This window comes from Acinetobacter sp. SFB (genome assembly GCF_001647545.1).
Lineage (GTDB): Bacteria > Pseudomonadota > Gammaproteobacteria > Pseudomonadales > Moraxellaceae > Acinetobacter.
The window spans coordinates 288,476-311,698 of sequence record NZ_LSZH01000011.1 but is presented as its reverse complement, the minus strand read 5'-3'; the positions used below and the strand labels follow the sequence as shown (position 1 = coordinate 311,698).

The window sequence follows — 23,223 nt, the reverse complement described above, 5'->3', positions numbered from 1 at the left end:
TTATGATTCCGCACGTTTCACGTTTACTTGAACTTTGGCGCATCGCCGCGCACTATAGACTCGACACGTTGTTTCCTGCGGAAGAATTACCTGAAAAAGCCCGTCATGCTTTAAGCCTGATTCGCATGCACCCTGCGGCATGGTCCAGTCGTGAACGTAACAACCCACTCAAGCTAAAAGAAGCTGTAGAGGAAATGGGGCCGCTGGCGATCAAACTGGGGCAATTGTTATCTACCCGTCGCGATTTGATCCCACCTGAACTTTTACAACAGCTGGTTTTATTGCAAGACCGGGTCAAACCCTTTGACAACGATGTTGCCAAAATGCGAATTCAGGAATCATTGAAAGCCGACATCAACACTCTGTTTTCCCGTTTCGATACTCAACCGCTTGCTGCGGCTTCCATTGCTCAAGTGCATACTGCAGCCTTGCATGATGGTCGTGAAGTGGTGGTAAAAGTCACCCGTCCAAATATTCGTCAGCAAATCTTACAAGATTTTGAAATTCTCGACTGGTTAGGTGCGGCCTTAGAAAAGCGTCTGGAAGCTGCACGGGCGTTGCATCTTTCTGAAATTATTCAAAACTACCGTCAAATTATTCTAAATGAGCTGGATCTGACTTTAGAAGCCGACAACACTCGTCGTATGCGCCATTACTTCACTGGTTCAAGCATGATGTATGTGCCTGAAGTCTATATGGATAGCAAAGATGTGATGGTCGCTGAACGCATCACCGGTGTACCAATTTCTGATATTGCGACTTTTGATCGCATGGGCATGAATCGGGCGGACTTGGCAGAGAAAGGGTTAACCATTTTCTTCACCCAAGTGTTCCGTGACAACTTTTTCCATGCTGACATGCATCCGGGCAATGTCTTTGTTGAAACCATTAATCCAAGCAATCCACGCTTTATTGCACTGGATTGTGCAATTATGGGCGAGCTGTCTAAACACGATCAAATGACCGTGGCACGCATGTTACTGGCAGTGATGAACAGCGACTTCATGCAACTGATTTTAGTGGTGCATCAAGCCGGCTGGATTCCACCGGGTACGGACCAGGATGCTTTAGCACGTGAAATGCGCCGTACCGTAGGGCCAATGGTCTCCAAACCAATGCATGAGCTGGACTTTGCCGGCATCCTGATTCAGGTGATGGATATTGCCCGTCGTTTCCATCTGGAAATTCCACCACAGTTAATGCTATTGCTGAAAACTTTAGTTCATGTCGAAGGTTTGGGTACAGACCTCTACCCTGAACTGGACATTTGGAAACTGGCAAAACCGATCCTCACCGATTGGATTAAAGCGCAGATGAATCCGCAGAAGAACCTGAAGGAATTGGGACAAAAAATCCCTGATCTTCTGCTCGGTGCACAAGACTTGCCAAGCCTGATGATTGACAGTTTAAATGGTCTAAAAAATCAGTCCGCTTGGCACTCCAAACAGTTAAATGAATTGCAAAGCATGCGCTTGCAGATGGAACATCAACAAAAACGCAGCTGGATTTTTGGTAGTTTGATGGCGATCTTATTATCGATTGCGATTATCGCGCCGTGGTATATTTCGATTCTGCTGATTGCATTATCAAGCTTGCTTGCTGTATGGCGAGTATTTAAGTAATTACTTGATTATATTTTTAAACTATATAAGTAATCCGAGTCATGAATAAGCCAAAACTGGAAAAAGCGATTTTTAGCATCATCAGTTAAATGATTCTACTAAACTCACACCTTTAATCATCCGCCTGTCTTAAGCTATATAAATTGATACGAATTTATTCTGTCCAATTAAAGACTTTTAGGCATTTGGAACTATAGGTTAAGACGATTTTAAACAGAGTAAAGTTCTGAAACCATTTTATCTAACAAAGCTCTTGCCAACACACAAATACAAGAACAATCAGGGAAAGAATTAATCCGGAAACTTATCTCCATGAAGACTACTTCTTTAGCCGAGCCTTGAAAAAATTAAAGGTTCATTTTAAAAGTCACCACTGAAATATTTAAAATTATTTTTCAGATCATTATGTAGTTATGGAATCTATTAAAAGAATAGGTCATTTATTAAAAATAAGATGAGAGTGAGCTGAACTGCCTTATAGGAATTAAAGAGAACTCAGATAAAATATTAAAAGTTATTATATTTGTCCACAATACAAGATTTATTCTTAAGATTTATTTCAAATAAGTAAAAAATGACTATTATTTCAATACAAAAAATAACAATATGAAAAATATACTAAAAAAAACAAAACCCTCTTAAAAAAATAAAAAAAAGATACAATTTAGCTATTATTAAAATTTAATTTAAAAGACTTTTCTTAAAAAATAAGTTAAAAAACATACTAAGAAATAACTTTAAAAAAACCGTTACAAAAACCAGGAAATATATACTATGAAAAATCAGGCATTAAAATGGTCAACCTTGGCATCTGCAATTCTATTAACTGCTTGTGGTGGTGGTGGAAGTGACGGTGATTCTCAGCCCCCTTTTACCCCTAAAACTATTTCTGGTACAGCTGTGGATTTTTATTTAGCTGGTGCAGATGTTGACTTTACTAACTCAGCTTGTAAAGAAGTCTATCCAGATCTTAAAACAGATGAAAACGGTAAATTTACTTTTAAAACGACAGTAAATTGTCAAGAAACCGGTTTTATTATTACCGGCGGTGTTGATACGGTTACCAAACTTCCATTTGCTGGACAGTTAAAAGTTAAACCGATTAATTATCAAACTGCGTCAAGCAATGAAATAGTTGCCAGTCCTTTAACGACTTTGCAGGCTGAATTACCTGCAGCTGAATTTCAAGATTTGCTTAGTAAGCTAGGTTTTAATCTGGATGAAAATCAAGATGTAACTACATTTGATCCAATTGCTGACGGGTCTAATAATGAAAAAGCAGCAGTATTTGTATTACAACAAATTTTAACTCAACTTGAAAATTCTGGTTTAACGCTTCAGCAAGCTGCCCGAGCTATTCAGACCGCTTCTTCGACAGAACCACTTATTAGTAACTCAGGCGTGAATTCTAGTGTAGTTACAGCCGTGTTCAATGCTGCTATAGCATCCACATCCGATAACAGCGTTCAACAAGCTTTAGCCGCAAGTCAAACCAACGTAGAGTCTGTTACTACTATTATCAATACAGCTCTCACTTCAACTGGTAACTCTAATTTAGAAGATTACTTAGCTACAAAACCTGACATTGTTGGTAACATTCAAGAGCAACTTACTCCTGCCCTTTATGACAACATTGACATAGCCGGCTACGACATTACAAGTATTATCAATTCCAAACCAAATAGTACTCAACGTCTAGTTATTAATAAGACTTCAATTGATTCATTAGCTAAAGTAAAACTCAATTTAAACAAATCGGCTGCAGGTACAGACTCGATTAAATTAGGCTTTCAAGCTACTGCTACCATTGGTCAGAATGGTCAGCCTGAAACCTTGACCGCTTATATTAGCAAGGTAAACGTTTCATTTGATAATAGTACTTTCATCAGCAAAATTATTGTTCCGGCTGGCGCTATGATTGAAATTGAAACAACTTTGGCAAATTCACCGAAGGGTTCATTTGAAGTTGCACAGGATACTGAGTTTACAGGTGATTCAATTTCTCTCTCAGATCTAGCAAATAAATTCACAGTTTTACGTCAACCTTATAATGACTATAAGACTTTGATTGCTGCGAGCAACCAAGTTAATGCTGACATATCAGTGTTTGTAGCTCCGACTCTATATCCAATTTCTGCAACTTTGGGATTAAACCTCGGTACATTTGCTATTCCAAATAAACCTGAGACTGCCTTCAGCGGTATTACCACTACAGGTTACTTTGTAACTCAATAATCAAAAATCAAAAAAGCCAGTGATTCGTCACTGGCTTTTTCTCTCACTTCCTATTTGGTAATTAAAGTTGAAAAATCAATCATTACTTTTTATTTCTGTAGCATTTATTATTTCTAATACCTATGCCGCACCCGATGATTTGTTTTTACAAGCCACTCTTGCTAAAAATAAACTTACGACTAATGTAAGTCTAGATTTAGTTAACGATACTGTCGACTTTTTAGATTTACGAGAAAGCGAAGGTGTTCAAGGAGATTCAGGAGATTATATCGGTGCCCATATAAATGCCCAGTATCAATTTCATCCTGAATGGTCTATCAATGCTGACTATTGGCGTCGAGAAATTGAGTTTGGAAAAGACACCAACAAGTTGAATTCTGGGGCCTTAGGTATTACTTATTTTCCGGAAAGTCTTTCGACTGATCGATCTAACCTTGCTTTTAAACTTTCTTTCTGGGGCAATCAAGCCGATGAGGTTTCAAAAACATCCCCTACCAATGTTAATGGCCGTACAATTAATGAGGTAGTTGTTTCTAATCCACGTGACACTCAAATTCAACTAGATACTATTTATACGCATAAAATTGACTTTATGAATCAAGTGAATTTAATTGGTTCTTTGGGATATAGCAAAGTCAAAGTTGATGCATTGGATTTTATGGTTCATTTGACAGGCAATGGACGGGACTGTAAAGCCAATATCAATATTGATTCGAATAATCAGTTAACTGGAAAACCTATTGGTCGATGTCTTATTGATGGTCTAATCATACGAGATATTGATATTGGAAATTATGCTGATCGATTTGATCTTGATGTCCAAAAAGACCTCAACTATGACAGCTACTATGCTTCTCTAGGCGGTTCTTGGAACTGGCGTTATCAAAACTTTGAAAGCCAGCTTGCCTACCAGTACCAACGCTTGTGGCGCAATAATATTGATGATCGTGTTGCTAATTTTGGTAATCAAGCGATTAAAGACAACCATACGATTGGTGCCAAGTTCAGTTATGACTTTAGCCCTAAACTGACAGGTTACCTACAAGGTCAGATTTTCCAAAATAACTTAATTGGCTATGTACCCTTCTTATATAATGGGGTCACTGCTTCGCGTTTAGATAAACGTTATGGATTAGCTTCTATTGGCGTTCAATATCACGGTTTTTAAGCTTCGAAAAAGCCTGAGTCCTTCAGGCTTTTTCATTATCTATATGACTGTAGAGTCACCTTTGGTCACTTCTCACCATTGTTGCTGCCCCATGACAGCTTAAAATAACAGCACACTTCTATATTTAATTATAAATTATGACGCAAATCCTGCAGAAACGTCCGCCTGCATTGAACTTACGTGCAGGTCATCTCGCACGCCAATTAATTGAACAAGAAGGTTTACAAGCAAGCTTTGTCGACATTATTCCCGGCGCCGCAGGTGGGCCTAAAGGCATTGGTATTCAGGGGTTGGATCAGGCCATTTTTGGCAATTTTTTGCCGCAAGCACCGCAGCGCAGAACTTTGGTTGGGTCATCAATTGGTAGCTGGCGTTTTGCCAGCATGCTGGCTTGGGGTGCTAAGGAAGGGACTGAACGTCTTTCCGACCTCTATACCAACCTGTATTTCCATAAAAAGATGTCGCGTCACGACGTCGGTAATATTTGCCGAGGCATGTTGATCGATATGATTCAAGGCAAAGAACAACAGCTGGTGGACCATCCTGACTATCATCTTGCAGTGATTTCAATTAAAGCCCAACATATTTTCCAGAGTGATCACTCCCTGCCCTTACTGGCCTCAGTGGCCGGCATTATTGGCAGTAATGCGATAGGTCGTAAACATAACCGTCTGTTTATGCAACGTGTCATTAGCCAACCCTCATCCGGTCAGCAATTTAAAGTAGACGATGACTTTGTTACCCATTATCAGGCTTTAACTCAGGAAAATGTCACCCCTTGGCTCATGGCTTCTGCATCTATTCCAGGAGTTATGGCCGCGATTCGGGATATTCCCGATGCGCCTAAAGGCAGCTACCGCGATGGTGGGTTAATTGACTATCACATTGACCTGCCATTTGAAAGCCAAGGGATTGTACTGTATCCACATTTTAGTGACAGCATTACTCCCGGTTGGTTCGACAAAATGTTTAAAAACCGTAAAGCCAATCCTGAAAATCAGGCGCGCACTTTACTGCTTTCCCCTTCCGCAGAATATTTGCAATCGCTACCACTGGGACGCCTGCCCGATCGTAAAGACTTCACTCTAAAAGGTTTAGATCAAAAACAGCGCATTCAAATGTGGAACCAGTGCGTAGCGGAAAGTCAGCGCTTGGGGGATGAGTTTCTAGAAATGGTAGAAAAACAAAACTTGCCGCAGTTTATGCAGGATTTATAAATCACTTTGAGTTAAGCCTATGCATGGATGGGCTTAATTTTAAATAATATTTCTCAATCAGTTGGTTTTTGATAATTTTTTTTGCATATAAAAATAAACAAACACTTTTGCACGAAAAAATATGCACCGTTGTGATGAGTCAAGTAAATGATCATGGGTATATTTTTTTCTCAAACACTTGCTAATCACGTACACTATATAGCTGCGATTTTTATTCGCTCTTTTCCATTTTGAATATATTTTTGGTGAAATTCTCATGAACAACGTGCAATGGCTCGATGAAGTAAAATTTAACGAACAAGGTCTGATTCCTGCCATTGCACAGCATCATCAAACCGGCCGTGTGCTTATGGTCGCGTGGATGAACCGTGAATCTTTGACCTTAACAGCAGAAAAAAATCAAGCGGTTTACTTCTCCCGTTCACGCCAGAAATTGTGGCATAAAGGTGAAGAATCCGGTCATTTCCAAACCGTACATGAAATCCGTTTAGACTGTGATGCGGACGTGATTGTGTTACAGATTGAACAACACGGCGGCATTGCCTGTCATACCGGTCGTGAATCATGTTTCTACCGTAAATTGACGGCAAACGGCTGGGAAATTGTCGATGCACAATTGAAAGATCCAAGCCAGATTTATGCTGACAAATCTGTTCATTCACATAATCCACATACGCTGGCCATGAATGCATCAACAGCCCAATCCGAACAAGTAGAAGTTTTAGATTACTTGGGTCAAATGATGACCGAGCGTAAAGCAGCAGATCCAGATTCATCTTATGTGGCCAAGCTTTATCACAAAGGCTTAAACAAAATTTTAGAAAAAGTCGGTGAAGAAAGCATTGAGACTGTTATCGCAGCCAAAGATTTTAAAGCTGAAGCGACTGCCGATAATAAAAATGACCTGATTTATGAAGTGGCTGATTTATGGTTTCATACCATTGTGATGTTGGGCTATTTCGATCTTGAACCGCAACTGGTTTTAAACGAACTTGCACGTCGTCAAGGCTTATCGGGATTGGTTGAAAAAGCCAATCGTCAGCACTAAGCCGATGACTGTACCTAATTCGCAAAAACCCAGTGCAACCTATGAGCAAGCCATTGCCATAGATAATGCGCGTTTGGGCAAATCCTTTAAAGTAATTGCTTATGCAGGCACAGGTAAAACCACCACTTTACAAATGATCAGTGATGCCATGCCCGAGCGGCGTGGCATGTATCTGGCTTTTAACAAAGCCATTGCCTCAGAGGCGCAAAATAAATTTCATCGTGGGGTCGACTGTCGCACCTTTCACTCGCTGGCTTTTCGCAGTGTGCCGCGTGGCGTGACCGACAAACTGCGTTTACCGCGTTTAAGTCCAAGTTTCATTGCCAAAGAGTATCGATTGCAACCGATTACCCTGCGCCGGATGATGGGCGGACGTTATGAAAAATATGTGATGATGCCCAGTCGTCTGGCCAGTCTGGTTGCCAATGCAGTCAGTTATTTCTGTTCGACCAGTTCGCAATACCCTGCGCCTCGTCATCTTCAGGCGCCCAGCTGGTTACATCCAGATGATATTGATGAATTGCAAAAACATCTTTATCCCGCGATTGAACGGCGCTGGTTAGAGTCGATTGACCAAAATCATCAGGCCGGGATTGGTCACGACATTTACCTTAAACTTTGGGCCTTGTCTGAACCGAATATCCCCACAGATTATGTGCTGTTTGATGAGGCACAAGATGCCGACCCCCTGATGTTGGGGATTTTGCTGCGCCAAAAAAACACCCAAGTGATTTATGTCGGTGATGCCCATCAACAGATTTATGCATGGCGCGGCGCAGTCAATGCCATGAAGCAACTGCCCTTGCCTGAGTCCCGCTTAACCACTTCATTCCGTTTCGGTGAAGAAATTGCCTTGAATGCCAATGCCATTTTAGGTGCTTTAAACGAAACTGTTCCTTTACTCGGCAATCCGCATCTGCATTCTAAAGTGGTCAATAAACCGCATACCAAACAACGTGATGCGATTTTGTGCCGTACCAATGCACGGGCGATGGAATTGCTGCTTGCCGGTTTGCTGCATGGTGAAAAAGTCAGTTTGCAAGCCGATCATGTCAAACTGAATCGTTTTGTCGATGCTGCCAGCATGCTGAAACAAGGTCGCCGGGTCACCGATGTGCCTGAACTGGCGTGGTTTAATTCCTGGCATGATGTGCATGAATATTGCGAAACCAATGATGGCAGCGATATTAAACCATTAGTTAAACTGGTCGATGATCACGGGACAGATCCACTTAAAAGAGCCTTGGCAAAAATCACCCCGATTGGACAAGCTGACTATATTATCTCTACAGCACACAAAGCCAAAGGTTTGGAGTGGGATCGTGTACATATCGAAGATGACTATCAATTTAAGGTCAATGAAAAAGACCATAAAATTAGTGACGAAGAGTTAAGATTACTTTACGTGGCCTGCACACGTGCTAAAGTAAGTTTAAATATTCACCACATTTACGATCTGGTTCAACAACTGAAAAAGCAAATGCCATTATCGCTGCGTAAAGCTGTGGAAGAATAATTTCAGCTCATTTCGCCATGCAGGTGTTTTATGAAAATCGAATCTGTTCAACTCAAACACGCACTGCATTTTGCTGATCTCAAGCTGAAATTTAACGACAAACCCATCACCCTGATTATGGGCGATCAAGGTTCTGGCAAAACCGCAATTTTAAAACTCACTTATCAAGCCCTGACCTGGTTTGCCGCACGCTATAAAGACTTTCGTGCTGCGGGTGTGGTGATGCTTGATCAGGACATCATGTTTACCCGGCTGCAATCCAAAATTGATATTCGGGTTCGAATTCCCAATGATATTGGCACGCTAACCGAAGCCAGTGAGCCACAAGACAAGGCGATTTCTGACTGCGACTGGCAGTTATATAAGACTTTAAATAGTCATGGCATGGGCACCAGCAAAGCCGAAACCCAACAATTGGAAAACCTGGTCGAACTTTATCAAAATGCAATCAAGCATGACCCGCTGCAAGGCTTGCCGCTCATTGCCTATTACCCTGCAGAACGCTTTGTCAATGAAATGAATCTTCAAAGCAAGAATAATCCGGCCGTTTTCCAGACTTCATCTGCTTATGAAATTTCAACTGTTTCTTATACGACCTTTAGCCGTTTTTTTGAATGGTTACGTGAAATTAGTGATATTGAAAATGCCCAGATTGCACAGCTGTTTCAACAATTGCTGTCCAGTCCATCCATCCAGAAAAATAAAGATAATGACTTCCTGCAGCAATTGGTCAATGCTCAAAAGCAAATGAACGCACCCAGTCTGGATGCATTAAAACAGGCTTTAAATACAGTTATTCCTGCCTTAGAAGATATTTATATCCAGTACCAGCCCAAATTGCAGTTGATGGTGAGTTATCAAGGCAAAACCATGCTTTATCAACAACTCTCCAATAGCATTAAAAACTGGATTGCCTTGGTCGGTGATATCGTGCGCCGCTTATGCTTGCTCAATCCGAACAGTCTATATCCATGCCTTGAAGGGGATGGAATTTTACTGATTGATGCGATTGATCATCAGCTGGACCAAAATACCACGCAAGTGATTTTACAGCGCTTGCATCAGGCTTTTCCGCGGCTACAAATTATTGCTACCGGCAACCGTAGCGAATTACTGGAACATGCTGCTGACTATCAATGTTTAAAACTGGAAAATAAACAGATCTTTGAGATGCAGTTACAACCGTTGCAAGACAAGTTTGATACCATTTATGAGAATCTGGTTTTTAATGAAGAAGTGATTGAAACAGATCCCTTGCCTGAACCGGAATTAGAAAGCCTCACGCCACAAAGCATCTTGCGACAGATTCAACAATATTTAAGCCCCGAACAACAAACTGAATTGCTTCATTTATTGAGTCAGCAAGATGATACGTCTTCGCCCCATCCTCTGCCCTAAAGCAAAAAAACGAATTTAATCACAAAACAGATTGGATATTTCAAAGCGCTCTTTTCAAGAATTATTTTTAAGGATTTATCTGTTTAAACACTCAACAGCCCGAAACAATCGATGAGCGTATAATAGCTTAGGTGTGCGCAAAAAGAATTGATGTTGTTTTACTCATGTAATAAAATCAAATATCTTTAAAGTTTTATAGTAAAATCCGATTTTACTATCGCTTTTTACAAGTTGCGCAACACAGCTTGTTTTTCAGTTTTTTGAATTCAATTTGGCTTTCAAGATTGAGAAGTTTTGGATCGCTCCTTGTGGTTCTGTAGTCCTTGAAAGATAAGATTCACCCTTAGGTTTTACCAACCTAATCACGACAATGGATATCAGTGTGCTACCGATTATTATATTGTTACCGTTAGTACTAGGCACAACCCTTGTCTCGTGGCTGAAAAATTTTTCACGCGGGGTAACCGCTTTAGCGGCAATTGGTGTCAGTCTAAGCAGTCTCATCTTGTTATTGACGCAAGCAAAATATGTTTTTAATGGTGGAACCATCACCCAGAGCTGGTCATGGTTACCACAGTTAGGCATCGATTTAAGCTTTCGTCTGGATGCCTTAGGCCTGTTATTTTCTTTGCTGATTAGCGGTATCGGTACCCTGATTTATATTTATGCCTATTATTATTTAAGTCCCAAAAACTCCCTAAGTAAATTATATCTCTTGCTCATGCTGTTCATGGCCGCAATGCTCGGGATATCACTTTCTAATAACTTGATGTTATTGCTTACCTTTTGGGAACTGACCAGTATTTCATCCTTCCTTCTGGTCGGTTACTGGAGCAATTACGAGGCTGCGCAACGCGGTTCGCGTATGGCACTGACCATCACCGGGATGGGCGGTCTGTCGATGCTCGGTGGCTTTATTCTGCTCGGTCAAATTACTGGAACCTATCAGATAGACCAAATTTTAATGATGACAGAGAAAATTCAAAGTCATTCACTGTTTGTTCCCACGCTATTGCTGATTTTAATAGGTGCATTTACTAAAAGTGCCCAGTTTCCCTTTCATTTTTGGCTGCCCAATGCCATGGCGGCACCGACACCTGTATCGGCATATCTACATTCGGCCACCATGGTCAAAGCCGGAATTTTCCTGCTGGCACGTTTTACCCCCATTTTTGTCGGTGCAGCGCTTTATCATAATATTGTGACTTTTGTGGGATTATTTACCCTGTGTATGGCCGCCTTTTTTGCCATTTTTAAGGAAGATTTAAAAGGCTTACTCGCCTATTCCACCATCAGTCATTTAGGTTTGATTGTTTGCCTGTTAGGGATTGGATCACCGCTGGCGATTGCCGCAGCCATTTTCCATATCATTAACCATGCGACCTTTAAAGCAGCATTGTTCATGATTGCCGGGATTATTGACCATGAAACTGGAACCCGTGATTTACGCAAGTTAAATGGGATCTGGCAACTATTACCGTTCACTGCAACCCTGACCATGATTACTGCGGCCTCTATGGCTGGCGTACCGCTGACCAACGGTTTCTTGTCTAAAGAGATGTTCTTTACTGAACTACTCGCCAATCTTTCTGGGCCAGTGATGATTTTCTCGGCGGTTATAGCAACCCTCGCGGGAATCTTTGCAGTGGCTTATTCGGTACGTTTGGTTCATGGGGTCTTTTTTGATGGTCCGCTAAGTCGACAAGTTCCCAATCAAAATGCACATGAACCGCCTTTTGGCATGCGTGCACCTGCGCTTCTGCTTGCAGTTTTATGTATTTTAGTCGGTCTGGCTCCTGCCCTTTTGGTTGAAAAAATTGTCAATTCAACTGCGCGTGCCAGCACCCAGATGCCTGACTTCGCCGGCACACATCTAGCCATCTGGCATGGCTTTAACATGCCTTTGGTGATGAGTATCATTGCCCTGCTCGGAGGAATCATTTTCTATTTCGCTTTTGCCAAAAATGGCAGAATCCGTGAAATTGATCTTGATCCTATGCTCGGTAAGTTCCAGGGCAGAATCCTGTTTGATTTATTTTTAAAGCACCTGTTAATCAATTCACGTAAGTTAAAACGTAAAACTGAAAATGGTTCGCTGCAAAGCTATTTAACCTGGATTGTACTATTTAGTGCTGCCTTACTGGCCATGCCCCTGATCAATCAGGGACTCACCACAGGTACACGTGAATTAACGCATGCGCCTGCAATTGCGATTGTGCTTTGGCTGCTCTTGTTCTCTGCCTGCTGGATGATGTTGTGGTTCCATCATGAACGGATTAAAGCGGTGCTGATTAGCGGTGCTGTCGGTTTAGTGGTGACCATGGTTTTTGTGACCTTGTCTGCACCGGATCTGGCCTTAACCCAGATTACCGTCGATGTGGTTACCACCGTACTGTTGTTGATGAGCTTGTCATTGCTGCCACAGCTTACTCCTTATGAATCCAGTATTTCACGTCGCTGGCGTGATGCACTAATTGCTATTGGCGGCGGTCTCGGCATTGGCTGGATTAGCTGGTTAATTCTGACCCGGGACCACAACTCGATTTCATGGTTCTTCATGCAACAATCGATTCCACTGGGTGGCGGCACCAATGTGGTCAATGTAATTCTGGTCGACTTCCGTGGCTTCGATACTTTTGGTGAGATTACCGTACTCGGTATTGCTGCCATTGGTGCCTTATGTTTAATGGATGGCATGCGTACCCACGGTACAACCATCACACAAGGATTAACCTACCGTTTTAATCCCTCTCCATTGATGTTCCGTATTACTGCATCATGGGTTTTACCTTTGGCCCTGGTGGTGAGTTTATATATTTTCCTTCGCGGTCATAACTTACCGGGTGGCGGATTTATTGCCGGCTTGATTACCGCTTTAGCTTTAATCATCCAATATATTGCCTTGGGTCAAGATCAGGCAGAACAAATGCTGAAAGCACAGGCTGGACGTTTATATGAAATCTGGATTGGTGCTGGCTTAATAATTGCAGGATTGACCGGATTAGGCGCGTGGTTGTGGGGACGTCCATTCCTCACCAGTGCACACATTTATATCTCACCACCGGTTTTAGGTGAAATGCACCTGGCTTCTGCTGCTTTATTTGATGTCGGGGTCTATGTCACTGTTGTTGGTGCAACCATGCTGATGATTTCAGTCTTAGGTGACTCACGTCACTCCAGTATGGCTGGCCCGGTACTCAAGGGAGAAGAAAATGATTAGTATCGAATTTTTACTCGCCTCGGCTATTGGATTACTGGCTGCAACGGGAATTTATCTGATTTTACGTGCCCGTACTTTCCCTGTGGTTCTAGGTCTCGCCATGATTGGGTATGCGGTCAATTTATTCCTGTTCGCGATGGGACGCGTTCAGATCAATGCTCCGGCGGTTCTGACCGAAACCACTAAAGCCACCGACCCCCTACCCCAAGCTCTGGTATTAACCGCCATTGTCATCGGTTTTGCGACCACAGCCTTTATTGTGCAACTGGCTTTGCGCAGTCGTTATGAAACAGGTACAGATCACGTGGACTCCAAAGAAGATATTGTGCCGATTGACTCGCGTGAGGATCAGCCTTAATGAATGCTGTCATCCAGTTTTGCACTGAACACACCCCTATTTTTATTATTTTAATTCCAGCTTTTACTGCTTTTTTATTGGTGCTTCTAGGGAATCCAGGCGCAGGAGCATTATCAGAAGACTGGCGTCAACCATGGCGTCGTGGAATTAGTTACGTTTCTTCGATTCTAGGTTTAGCCACCGCCATTTTCTATTTGATTTTGGCCAGCAGCGGACAAATCAGCACCTATAATTTAGGGGAATGGTCTGCACCCTTCGGGATTGTGTTGGTATTAGACCAACTCTCTGCATTAATGATCGTGCTGACCTATGCCTTGGCGACCCCAATTTTATGGTATGCCAGTCATGAATGGGATATACGTGGCCGTTATTTCCATGCCATGTTCCATTTCTTGCTGATGGGTTTGTGCGGTGCATTCCTGACAGGCGACTTGTTTAACTTGTTCGTTTTCTTTGAAATCTTGTTGATGGCCTCCTATGTGCTGCTGGTACACGGGCAAGGCAAAGCACGTTTTCAACTGGGCATTCATTACGTCACCATTAACTTACTGGCCTCTGCCCTGTTCCTGATTGGACTCGGGATGATTTACGGTAGTGTCGGCAGTTTGAATATGGCAGATGTCGCGCGCTTAATCCCTCTGCTAGAACCGGATCAGCATAAACTTGCCGTCGCGGGCGGCTTATTGTTATTTGTGGTATTTGGGATTAAAGCCGCCATGTTGCCGGTTGGTTTCTGGTTACCGAAAACCTATGCCGTGGCAACAACGCCTGTTGCAGCAATTTTTACCATTATGACCAAGGTCGGCATTTATGCGATTCTCAGAATTAACGGCACCGTTTTTGAAGATGATTTAAGCCACAGCATTTTGGCAAACTGGTTACTGCCGATTGGTCTCCTCACCTCTATTTATGGGGTAATCGGGGCGATTGGGGCAGAACGCTTACGTCGCTTCGTCGGTTTCATGATTCTGTCCTCGATCGGAACCATCTTAATTGCGATTTCATTGTTTAATACTTTGGCATGGGCTGCGGCACTTTATTATTTAGTGCATAGCACCCTGATCGGGGCGGCATTTTATTTACTCTCGGGCTGGATTACTTCCCAACGTGGCGTATTCAAGGACCATTTCAATATTGCACCGCAAATGAGACAACACAAAGTGGTGTCATTGGTGTTCTTTTTAATTGCCTTGATGATGGCCGGTTTACCGCCATTCAGCGGTTTTTTGGGCAAAGTTTTTATCTTGCAAGCCACTTCACATTCACCTTATCAACTGGTGATTATTATTGTGGTGCTGATAGTCAGTTTACTCAGTATTATTGCCTTTACCCGAATTGGCTTTGTGCTGTTTTGGCGTGCCACCGTGCCTGAAGACAATCCAAATAAGGAAGAGTTTAAAACCTATCAAGCCTTGCCTGAACAATCGCCTACACGGAATGATAAAACCATCTATTTACTGCTTTCAGGTTTAATCGTATATATGATCTGTGCCGGCCCTATTCAGCAATATATGTTTAATACGGCTGAACAAATGCAAAATAATGCATTGTATGAATCAATAATTCTGCATAAAGACAATCTTGATCAGGTGATTAGCGTTCAACCTTATGATCCTGAAATCCTGCCTGAAACCAAATATGGCGGTGAAACGGTTGATCCTAATGCGCATTTGATTCCATACATTATTGCTAAAAAGACGCTACAAGGTGAACATATATCCGAGTATAAACAACGCCAAATCAAGCAACAGCAAATGCAGCAACCTGTCCATCCGGATGATGCCAAGCTCAAACCTATGGAGCCTTAATTATGCAAAAAACATCGTTCTGGGCAAATTGGTTACCGCATCCATTTGTATCGGTGATTGTGGCTTTAAGCTGGATCATGCTGGCACATAGTCTTGATGCAGCAACACTGCTTATGGCATTGCTGCTCGGGATTCTGATTCCGCGCTTGGTAAGTCCCTTTATTACCCGCACCCCCAACATCAACTGGGGGCTAGCTTTAAAACTCTTTTTTGTGGTGCTGTGGGATATTATCCTTTGTAATATTAAAGTCGCTAAACTGGTTCTTGGACCAACACGTAACTTGCATCCCAAATGGTTCCGGGTACCCTTAGAAACGCAGCATGAACAAGTCAATGTCTTGCTGGCGCTGATTATCACTACTACTCCGGGTACAGTGACCGCAGGAATTGATGATGAGCGCGGTGATATTTTAGTACATGCCTTAAGTACTGATAATGCTGAAACAGACATTCTAGAAATTAAAAATCGTTATGAAAAGGCACTCATGGCTATTTTTGCAGTGGACTCAGGAGAAGATTCATGAGCATTTTGCCTTATGCACTAGGTATAGGTATGGTAGCCATTACCATCTCGATGTTTCTTTGTCTGGTTCGTTTAGTTATGGGTCCATCCATTGTGGATCGTCTTCTAGCCTTGGATACACTATTTCTAAATGCCACCTGCCTGATGGTGTTCCTTGGCATTTATTGGGCAAATAGCTCAGTATTTGAAGAGGCTTTACTGGTTGCCATGCTGGGCTTCGTATCTACCGCAGCGTTAGCCCGCTACTTTACTACTGGCCATGTGGTCGATTAGGAGAAACAGCTATGCAACTTGCGATGGAAATCCTGGTCTCAATTTTTTTATTGATTGGCTCATTCTTTATGTTGGTCGGGGGCATTGGTATGGTTCGCCTTCCCGATTTATTTATGCGTCTGCATGCTCCGACAAAATCCAGCACTTTGGGACTGGGTAGCTTCTTAATCGCTGCCATGATTTTTTCAGCATTTCAGGGCCGTTTTGGTTTTGCCGAAATTTTATTGACTTTACTGGCGTTCATTACCGCACCTGTATCTGCAAATTTAATGGCGCAAGCCGCACTGCATCTACGTTTACGCTCAACCGGTGGTGAAGTCCCGGAAGCGATTGAGCGCCCTTTACCTTGGCAACGCAGCCGTCGTCGTGCTCCAACTCAAGACAAAAATAACTCACATGATGATCCAACCTAAACGGAGGTTAGTTCCTTTATTGTTTCAGTTATTTAGCTATATTCAATTCAGCATAATGCAATGTCCTAATATCAAGCTTGCTCTAAACAATGTTTCAGCACATAAAAAAGCCACCCGAAGGTGGCTTTTTTATTAGATCAATTATTCATCATCTTGCTTTGCTTCAGCAGGTGGTAAATCCTTCACTGCTTCTGCAATCAGACCGAACATATAATTGCCGTACGCATTGGTTTTGTCATAATGGAAACGCAAACGTGGCGTAATACGTGTCTTGATACTACGACTCAATTCGTGACGCAAGAAACCAGATGCTTTGTTGAGTACATCCAAAGTTTCTTTATTTGCGGCTTCGCTTTGCTCATCACCAAGTTCACGACCCATTACAGTCACATAAACTTCGGCATATCCCAAGTCTGCGCTAACTTTCACCGCAGAGATGGTCACCAGACCACCTAAGCGTGGATCTTTAAGCTCTTGACGAATCAGTTCAGACAACTCGCGCTGAACTGAATCCCCCATACGCTTAAGACGTTGACTACCCGCCATTAAAGACTCCGTTTAATCAATTGAACATCGTACACTTCGATCTTATCGAGTGCTTTGATGTCTTTATAGCCTTTCACCGCAAGACCACATTCCATACCGGCACGAACTTCTTCAACCACTTCTTTATAGCGACGAAGAGATTCAAGCTCACCCTGGAACACCACCACGTCATCACGAAGGACACGGATTGGTTTATTACGGTGCAGCATACCTTCAAGAACCATACAGCCCGCAGCCGCACCGAATTTGCTTGAGTGGAATACTTCACGTACTTGAGCTACACCAAGAATCGTTTCACGATGCTCAGGAGCCAACTTACCGCTCATCGCTGCTTTCACGTCATCAATTAATTCATAAATGATGCTGTAGTAACGAATATCAATGCCGTCTGCATCCGCTTTTTGACGTGCAGTCGTATCAGCACGTACGTTAAAGCCAAGCAGAACTGCTTCAGAAGATTCAGCAAGAGTTACGTCTGATTCAGTGATTGCACCAACGCCAGAACCGATCACACGAACGCGTACTTCATCTGTTGCCAATGCTTGCAATGCTACGGTCAATGCTTCCAAAGTACCGCGTACATCAGTCTTAAGCACCACGTTCACATAAGGCACATCTTTTTTGCCCATAGATGCCATGATGTTTTCAAGACGCATTGCACTTTGACGCTCAAGACGTTTTTCACGTTCACGTGCCATACGTGCATCAGCCACTTCGCGTGCTTTCTTCTCGTCGTTTACAACAAGAACTTCGTCACCCGCCATTGGCGCTTCAGGAAGACCCAAGATTTCAACTGGAATCGAAGGTCCTGCTGATTTAATTCGTTTACCGTTTTCATCCACCATCGCACGAACACGACCATAAGATGAACCAGCAAGGACTAAATCGCCCACATTCAATGTACCGTTTTGTACAAGAATAGAAGCAACCGCACCACGATCTTTATCTACACGTGCTTCAATGACCACGCCTTGTGCAGCACCTTCTTCAGATGCTTTCAATTCAAGCATTTCTGATTGAATCGAAATAAGATCAAGCAGTTCATCAATACCTTGACCAGAATGTGCAGAAACCATGGCTACAGGTACGTCACCGCCCCATTGTTCAGGTACGATCTGTTTAGCAGTCAATTCATTCAATACGCGATCTGGATCGGCAGATTCTTTATCCATCTTGTTGATTGCAACAATGATTGGCGTACCTGCAGCACGAGCATGATCAATTGCTTCTGCAGTTTGTGGCATTACACCATCATCAGCAGCAACAACCAGAACCACGATATCAGTCGCTTTCGCACCACGTGAACGCATAGCAGTAAACGCTGCATGTCCCGGTGTATCTAAGAAAGTGATAATGCCTTTATCGGTTTTAACGTGATATGCACCGATATGCTGTGTGATACCGCCCGCTTCGCCTGCAGCCACTTTGGTACGACGAATACGGTCAAGAAGCGATGTTTTACCATGGTCAACGTGACCCATGATGGTTACAACTGGTGCACGAGTGGTTTGAACGCCACGCGCTTCTTCAGCTGCTTCAAGTAAGTTATCTTCAGCTTGAGTATCAGAAACTAGAACAGGGTTATGACCCATTTCTTCAACCACAAGTGCCGCAACTTCTTGCTCAATCGCTTGGTTCTGAGTCACAAGCTCACCCATTTTCATGAGTGATTTGATTACTTCACGAACCTTGATCGCCATTTTTGCAGCTAAGTCAGCGACAACAATGGTTTCACCAATTTCAACATCATAAATTTGTTTCTTAACTGGTTTTTCAAAGCCATGCTTGTTGCCTTGGCTGGTTTTCAAACCACGTTTAGGCTGTTTACTGAAGCTTTGCTCTTCTTGACCACGACGTCCACCTTTTTTCGGTGCACGTGCAGTTGGCGTATTGGTACCACGTTTGATTTCGCGGTCTTCTTTCGCAAATGAATCTTCATAAGCCTGACCAACAAGACCAGCGGCCAAAGGCGCATCATCAACAACACGGATGGTTGCTGTAGTGTCTTCTGCTGAGTACTTAGTCGCCATTTGACGCATTTGTTCAAGCGTACGCTGTTGCGCTTCTTCAGCTGACTTACGACGTGCTGCTTCTTCAACTGCTTTTAATTGCGCTGATTGAGCTTCACGTACTTTTTTCTGTTCAGCTGTTTCAACTTGCTTAACCGTTTGTTTTACAATCGGCTTGTTGTTTGACTTGCGTGTCACGACAACAGCAGCTTTAGATACTTCTTGCTTGTCGCTGGTTTGCTTCGCAGCGGCGCGCATAGCTTCTAAGGCTTTACTAGCGTTATTTACACCAATTTTTGGAGCATCAGCAGTTTTCGCTACTGTAGTTTGCTCAGGTGCAGCTTTAGCTTGCTCGGCTTTAGCCAATGCTTCTGCTTTGATCTGTTCAGGATCGGGCTTAACAAATGTATGCTTCTTACGAACTTCTACATTAATTGTTTTCGCCTTACCTGATGTACTGGCTACTTTAGCAGTACTGGTTGTTTTACGTTTCAACGTGATTTTTCCTGCATGCCCATCGTCTTGACCATGAACTTTCTTTAAATGGCTAACGAGGGTATTTTGTTGTTCAGTGGAAATAATATCTTCAGCTTTACGTTGCGGCAAACCTGCGTCACGAACCTGCTCTAGGAGCTTCTCAACTGGACGTTCTACGCTGAGAGCTAACTCTTTAATCGACTTGTCCGTCATATATTTCCTCCTAGTTAAACCATGATTCGCGCGCTTTCATAATAAGTTGACCTGCTTTTTCAGCACCTAAACCTTCAATATCTTCAATATCGTCAGTTGCTTGGTCAGCCAAATCATCTACTGTTACCACACCGCGAGCTGCAAGTGCATACGCGATTTCCTGTGTCATCCCAACCATTGCAACGAGTTCTGCACTTGGTTCTTGGATGTTTTCTTGTTGTTTTAATGCATCTGCCAATGTAATTTCTTTCGCACGGCTTTGCAATAATTCAACAGTTTCAGCATCAAGTTCAATTTCATCGAATGTTTCAGCTGGAACATAAGCAATCTCTTCAAGAGAAGTAAAGCCCATTTCAACCAAAGCCATTGCCAAATCTTCTTCAATATCAAGACGTGTTACAAACAGGTCGAGGTATTGTTGAGCTTCATTTTGTTGACGCGCGTAGAATTCTTCTTCGAGCATCATATCCAATTTGTAGCCAGTCAATTCAGATGCTAAACGAACATTTTGCCCTTGCGAACCAATGGCACGTGCCAACTGATCCGTTGCAGCGAAAATGATATCTGCGCTATGTGCATCTTCATCAATCACAATACTGGATACATCTGCAGGCTCTAAAGCACTTGCAATGTATTGTGCTGGATCATCAGACCATACCACTACATCAATACGCTCACCGTTCAATTCTGATTGCACTGCCTGGATACGTGTACCACGCATACCAATACAAGCACCTACAGGATCAATACGATGATCGTTCGTTTTCACAGCAATTTTAGCACGAACACCCGGTTGGCGTGCAGCTGCTTTAATTTCGATGATTTCTTCAGAAATTTCAGGAATCTCTTTCGTCATCAAAGCAATCAGCATTTCAGGACGTGCACGTGACAATAATAATTGTGCACCACGACCTTCACGATTCACGCTATATAAAATGGCGTTCATACGTTGTTTCGGGCGAAGAATTTCTTTAGGAATCATTTCTTCACGAGCAAGATATGCTTCAGCATTGTCACCCAAGTCGATAATAAAGCCATCTTTGGTTTGTTTTTTCACTTCACCGTAGATGAGTTCACCCACTTTAGATTCGTATGCATCAGCAACCAAAGCACGCTCAGCTTCACGAATTTTTTGCACAATCACTTGTTTCGCAATTTGTGCAGCAATTCGACCGAAGTCAATCGACTCCACTTCAAGCTCACGAATATCACCGATTGCCCATTGTTCCGGGTCAAGATCCGAAATCGCATCCTGACAAGCAGGCATTTCATGATCTTCGTCAGCTACCACTTCCCATTGACGGAAAGTACGGTAATCACCGGTCTTACGATCGATTTCCACACGTAAACGTGCTTCTTCTGCATGAGTGCCTTCGTAAAATTTCTTTTTAGTCGCAGCAACTAAAGCTTGTTCAAGCGCTTCAAAAATTGCATCACGACTTACACCTTTTTCGTTACTAACCGTTTCTACTACGGTAAGAATTTCACGAGCCATAAGTCACCTATTCGTTCAGATTCTTATTGATTGAATGAATTAATCTTGAAAGATCAAATTTGATTTGTCGATATTGTGACTGTCGATTTCAAGTACGTGCTGATTTTCAACTTCGACTTGAATAATTTCATTCTCAAGATCAACAGCAATCAGTTTCGCTTGGAATTTACGACGGTTCTCTACAGCACTGATCAGACGTAAAGCAATTTGCTGCCCAATATAGGCAGGCATTTGCGCAAGTTGAAAGAAAGGACGATCCCAACCTGGAGAAGACACTTCAAGTGAGTATTCGCCAGAAATTGGATCATGCACGTCAAGCATTGCACCTACTTGCTGGGTTACGCGAACACAGTCTTGTACGCCAATGCCCTGACCTTGTTCAGGCTCACCATCTTCATTCATAACAGGTTGCGTGTTATTTTCGTTGGTTTTATCAATATAGATACGCAATAAAGAACGCTTACCCTGAGGAACAAATTCAATTCCCCAAAGATCTACATTACAAGCTTGCACTGCAGGAGTTATAAGGTCTTGGAGTGCTTGAGTTTTATTTGATAGCTTCATTTACTCTCGTCATTGTTGTGCGATTCAATGGTCAATATGACCAGTTCAGACTAACTCAACTATATTAGTAGTGAAACATGACAATTTGACCAATGGATGTCGACACTACACGATAGCCAATAAAAAAGGGCGTAATCGCCCCTGTGTACACAGAAAAACCAAAGTCCACTGTGCAAAAAGGCCCACCATGTTTGTGAGCCTTTTAGAAACTTGGTAGCGGGAGCTGGATTTGAACCAACGACCTTCGGGTTATGAGCCCGACGAGCTACCAGACTGCTCCATCCCGCAACAACGTGCAAAAATTATATACAATTCACTGAGCATTTTCAATCAAAAAATGTTCAATGGTTGCTTGATTAGGTTGCACCCTAATCAAAAAGTGGTAGCGGGAGCTGGATTTGAACCAACGACCTTCGGGTTATGAGCCCGACGAGCTACCAGACTGCTCCATCCCGCAACAACATGCAAAAATCAATCACTATTTAAATACTATTTAAATCGCCTATTTAGTTTGCTTCTAAATAGTATTGGTAGCGGGAGCTGGATTTGAACCAACGACCTTCGGGTTATGAGCCCGACGAGCTACCAGACTGCTCCATCCCGCATCAACAGATTTGCTGCACACACCAACTTATGTTCTGGATTACAAGTTGGTGCGGAAGGGGGGACTTGAACCCCCACGCCCGAAGGCACTACCACCTCAAGGTAGCGTGTCTACCAATTCCACCACCACCGCAGCTGTGTCGCATTCTAGTAGCATCAGGTCCAAAAAGAAAGGACTAAATTGCGTTATTGGCCAGTTTTCGGTGCGACTGGCGAAGTTTCATTCGAATTCGCCGGCGCAGTCGTCGTGGTTTGTACTGATTTCAAGCTATAAGCATCTGTAGTTTGTTTTTTGGCAAACACCGCTAAAGTTAAACTGGTCACAAAGAATAAAGCCGTCAAAACGCCAGTTAAGCGAGTCATGAAATTCGCTGAACCTGAAGCACCAAATACAGTTGCAGCACCGCCGCCACCAAATGATGCGCCTGCATCTGCACCTTTACCATGTTGTACCAGAATCAATACAATCATTAAAATGGCTAAGATAATATGTACCACCAGCACAAAAGTTTGCATG

18 protein-coding genes and 4 tRNA genes are annotated in these 23,223 nt (G+C 42.8%); 13 read left to right on the top strand and 9 right to left on the bottom strand.

All coding sequences use genetic code 11. The features are described from left to right. Positions 1 to 2 precede the first annotated feature (2 nt). The 13 genes from AY606_RS05990 to AY606_RS05930 all read left to right on the top strand — a co-directional run bounded on the left by AY606_RS05990 (position 3) and on the right by AY606_RS05930 (position 16,799). Positions 3 to 1,622 carry an ABC1 kinase family protein gene (locus tag AY606_RS05990; RefSeq protein WP_067866152.1) on the top strand — a complete coding sequence of 540 codons (1,620 nt, stop codon included), beginning with the start codon at positions 3 to 5 and terminating at the stop codon, positions 1,620 to 1,622. Positions 1,623 to 2,396: 774 nt separating this feature from the next. Next, on the top strand, positions 2,397 to 3,857 hold the full coding sequence (locus tag AY606_RS05985) for a hypothetical protein (protein ID WP_067866150.1): 1,461 nt from the start codon (positions 2,397 to 2,399) through the stop codon (positions 3,855 to 3,857). A 67-nt stretch (positions 3,858 to 3,924) separates the two neighbouring features. Continuing rightward, positions 3,925 to 5,025, top strand: a complete 1,101-nt coding sequence (locus tag AY606_RS05980; RefSeq protein ID WP_067866148.1) for a hypothetical protein — start codon at positions 3,925 to 3,927, stop codon at positions 5,023 to 5,025. 137 nt (positions 5,026 to 5,162) lie between these two features. Beyond that, positions 5,163 to 6,242, top strand: a complete 1,080-nt coding sequence (locus AY606_RS05975; RefSeq protein WP_067866146.1) for a patatin-like phospholipase family protein — start codon at positions 5,163 to 5,165, stop codon at positions 6,240 to 6,242. Positions 6,243 to 6,498: 256 nt separating this feature from the next. Then, entirely contained in the window at positions 6,499 to 7,290 is a 792-nt protein-coding gene (gene hisIE, locus AY606_RS05970) for a bifunctional phosphoribosyl-AMP cyclohydrolase/phosphoribosyl-ATP diphosphatase HisIE (RefSeq protein WP_067866144.1), read from the top strand. A gap of 4 nt (positions 7,291 to 7,294) precedes the next feature. Then, positions 7,295 to 8,806, top strand: a complete 1,512-nt coding sequence (locus AY606_RS05965) for a UvrD-helicase domain-containing protein (RefSeq protein WP_067866143.1) — start codon at positions 7,295 to 7,297, stop codon at positions 8,804 to 8,806. A gap of 30 nt (positions 8,807 to 8,836) precedes the next feature. Then, positions 8,837 to 10,204, top strand: a complete 1,368-nt coding sequence (locus AY606_RS05960; protein WP_067866141.1) for an ATP-binding protein — start codon at positions 8,837 to 8,839, stop codon at positions 10,202 to 10,204. Between the two features lie 370 nt (positions 10,205 to 10,574). Continuing rightward, the gene (locus AY606_RS05955) at positions 10,575 to 13,424 is read left to right on the top strand and encodes a monovalent cation/H+ antiporter subunit A (protein ID WP_067866139.1); all 2,850 of its coding nucleotides are present in this window, start codon (positions 10,575 to 10,577) and stop codon (positions 13,422 to 13,424) included. After that, positions 13,417 to 13,782: a Na+/H+ antiporter subunit C gene (locus tag AY606_RS05950; protein ID WP_067866138.1), complete on the top strand. Its 366-nt coding sequence runs from the start codon at positions 13,417 to 13,419 to the stop codon at positions 13,780 to 13,782. The genes AY606_RS05955 and AY606_RS05950 overlap by 8 nt, the downstream gene beginning before the upstream one ends. Further along, positions 13,782 to 15,590, top strand: a complete 1,809-nt coding sequence (locus tag AY606_RS05945; RefSeq protein WP_067866136.1) for a monovalent cation/H+ antiporter subunit D — start codon at positions 13,782 to 13,784, stop codon at positions 15,588 to 15,590. The genes AY606_RS05950 and AY606_RS05945 overlap by 1 nt, the downstream gene beginning before the upstream one ends. 2 nt (positions 15,591 to 15,592) lie before the next feature. Continuing rightward, positions 15,593 to 16,114 carry a Na+/H+ antiporter subunit E gene (locus AY606_RS05940; protein WP_067866135.1) on the top strand — a complete coding sequence of 174 codons (522 nt, stop codon included), beginning with the start codon at positions 15,593 to 15,595 and terminating at the stop codon, positions 16,112 to 16,114. Then, a complete protein-coding gene (locus tag AY606_RS05935) occupies positions 16,111 to 16,386 on the top strand; it encodes a monovalent cation/H+ antiporter subunit F (RefSeq protein WP_067866133.1) in 276 nt (91 codons plus the stop codon). The genes AY606_RS05940 and AY606_RS05935 overlap by 4 nt, the downstream gene beginning before the upstream one ends. A gap of 11 nt (positions 16,387 to 16,397) precedes the next feature. Continuing rightward, positions 16,398 to 16,799: a Na+/H+ antiporter subunit G gene (locus AY606_RS05930; RefSeq protein ID WP_067866130.1), complete on the top strand. Its 402-nt coding sequence runs from the start codon at positions 16,398 to 16,400 to the stop codon at positions 16,797 to 16,799. Between the two features lie 141 nt (positions 16,800 to 16,940). On the opposite strand, the gene AY606_RS05925 is transcribed toward AY606_RS05930, so the two are convergent. The 9 genes from AY606_RS05925 to secG all read right to left on the bottom strand — a co-directional run bounded on the left by AY606_RS05925 (position 16,941) and on the right by secG (position 23,222). Further along, a complete protein-coding gene (locus tag AY606_RS05925) occupies positions 16,941 to 17,345 on the bottom strand; it encodes a ribosome-binding factor A (RefSeq protein WP_067866128.1) in 405 nt (134 codons plus the stop codon). Continuing rightward, on the bottom strand, positions 17,345 to 20,044 hold the full coding sequence (gene infB / locus AY606_RS05920; RefSeq protein WP_067866126.1) for a translation initiation factor IF-2: 2,700 nt from the start codon (positions 20,042 to 20,044) through the stop codon (positions 17,345 to 17,347). The genes AY606_RS05925 and infB overlap by 1 nt, the downstream gene beginning before the upstream one ends. Before the next feature lie 10 nt (positions 20,045 to 20,054). After that, a complete protein-coding gene (gene nusA / locus AY606_RS05915; RefSeq protein ID WP_067866125.1) occupies positions 20,055 to 21,539 on the bottom strand; it encodes a transcription termination factor NusA in 1,485 nt (494 codons plus the stop codon). A gap of 39 nt (positions 21,540 to 21,578) precedes the next feature. Further along, entirely contained in the window at positions 21,579 to 22,103 is a 525-nt protein-coding gene (gene rimP / locus AY606_RS05910) for a ribosome maturation factor RimP (RefSeq protein WP_067866123.1), read from the bottom strand. 211 nt (positions 22,104 to 22,314) lie between these two features. Continuing rightward, a tRNA-Met gene (locus AY606_RS05905) sits at positions 22,315 to 22,391 on the bottom strand. A gap of 92 nt (positions 22,392 to 22,483) precedes the next feature. After that, positions 22,484 to 22,560: transfer RNA gene (locus tag AY606_RS05900), tRNA-Met, on the bottom strand. Between the two features lie 71 nt (positions 22,561 to 22,631). Further along, a tRNA-Met gene (locus tag AY606_RS05895) sits at positions 22,632 to 22,708 on the bottom strand. A gap of 46 nt (positions 22,709 to 22,754) precedes the next feature. Beyond that, a tRNA-Leu gene (locus tag AY606_RS05890) sits at positions 22,755 to 22,839 on the bottom strand. A gap of 53 nt (positions 22,840 to 22,892) precedes the next feature. Beyond that, the gene (gene secG, locus AY606_RS05885) at positions 22,893 to 23,222 is read right to left on the bottom strand and encodes a preprotein translocase subunit SecG (protein ID WP_067866121.1); all 330 of its coding nucleotides are present in this window, start codon (positions 23,220 to 23,222) and stop codon (positions 22,893 to 22,895) included. Position 23,223 lies beyond the last annotated feature (1 nt).

Coding starts and splice junctions, on each gene's coding strand:
- AY606_RS05990 (WP_067866152.1), top strand. CDS start 3: ATGATTCCGCACGTTTCACGTTTACTTGAACTTTGGCGCATCGCCGCG.
- AY606_RS05985 (WP_067866150.1), top strand. CDS start 2,397: ATGAAAAATCAGGCATTAAAATGGTCAACCTTGGCATCTGCAATTCTA.
- AY606_RS05975 (WP_067866146.1), top strand. CDS start 5,163: ATGACGCAAATCCTGCAGAAACGTCCGCCTGCATTGAACTTACGTGCA.
- hisIE (WP_067866144.1), top strand. CDS start 6,499: ATGAACAACGTGCAATGGCTCGATGAAGTAAAATTTAACGAACAAGGT.
- AY606_RS05965 (WP_067866143.1), top strand. CDS start 7,295: ATGACTGTACCTAATTCGCAAAAACCCAGTGCAACCTATGAGCAAGCC.
- AY606_RS05960 (WP_067866141.1), top strand. CDS start 8,837: ATGAAAATCGAATCTGTTCAACTCAAACACGCACTGCATTTTGCTGAT.
- AY606_RS05955 (WP_067866139.1), top strand. CDS start 10,575: ATGGATATCAGTGTGCTACCGATTATTATATTGTTACCGTTAGTACTA.
- AY606_RS05950 (WP_067866138.1), top strand. CDS start 13,417: ATGATTAGTATCGAATTTTTACTCGCCTCGGCTATTGGATTACTGGCT.
- AY606_RS05945 (WP_067866136.1), top strand. CDS start 13,782: ATGAATGCTGTCATCCAGTTTTGCACTGAACACACCCCTATTTTTATT.
- AY606_RS05940 (WP_067866135.1), top strand. CDS start 15,593: ATGCAAAAAACATCGTTCTGGGCAAATTGGTTACCGCATCCATTTGTA.
- AY606_RS05935 (WP_067866133.1), top strand. CDS start 16,111: ATGAGCATTTTGCCTTATGCACTAGGTATAGGTATGGTAGCCATTACC.
- AY606_RS05930 (WP_067866130.1), top strand. CDS start 16,398: ATGCAACTTGCGATGGAAATCCTGGTCTCAATTTTTTTATTGATTGGC.
- AY606_RS05925 (WP_067866128.1), bottom strand. CDS start 17,345: ATGGCGGGTAGTCAACGTCTTAAGCGTATGGGGGATTCAGTTCAGCGC.
- infB (WP_067866126.1), bottom strand. CDS start 20,044: ATGACGGACAAGTCGATTAAAGAGTTAGCTCTCAGCGTAGAACGTCCA.
- nusA (WP_067866125.1), bottom strand. CDS start 21,539: ATGGCTCGTGAAATTCTTACCGTAGTAGAAACGGTTAGTAACGAAAAA.
- rimP (WP_067866123.1), bottom strand. CDS start 22,103: ATGAAGCTATCAAATAAAACTCAAGCACTCCAAGACCTTATAACTCCT.
- secG (WP_067866121.1), bottom strand. CDS start 23,222: ATGCAAACTTTTGTGCTGGTGGTACATATTATCTTAGCCATTTTAATG.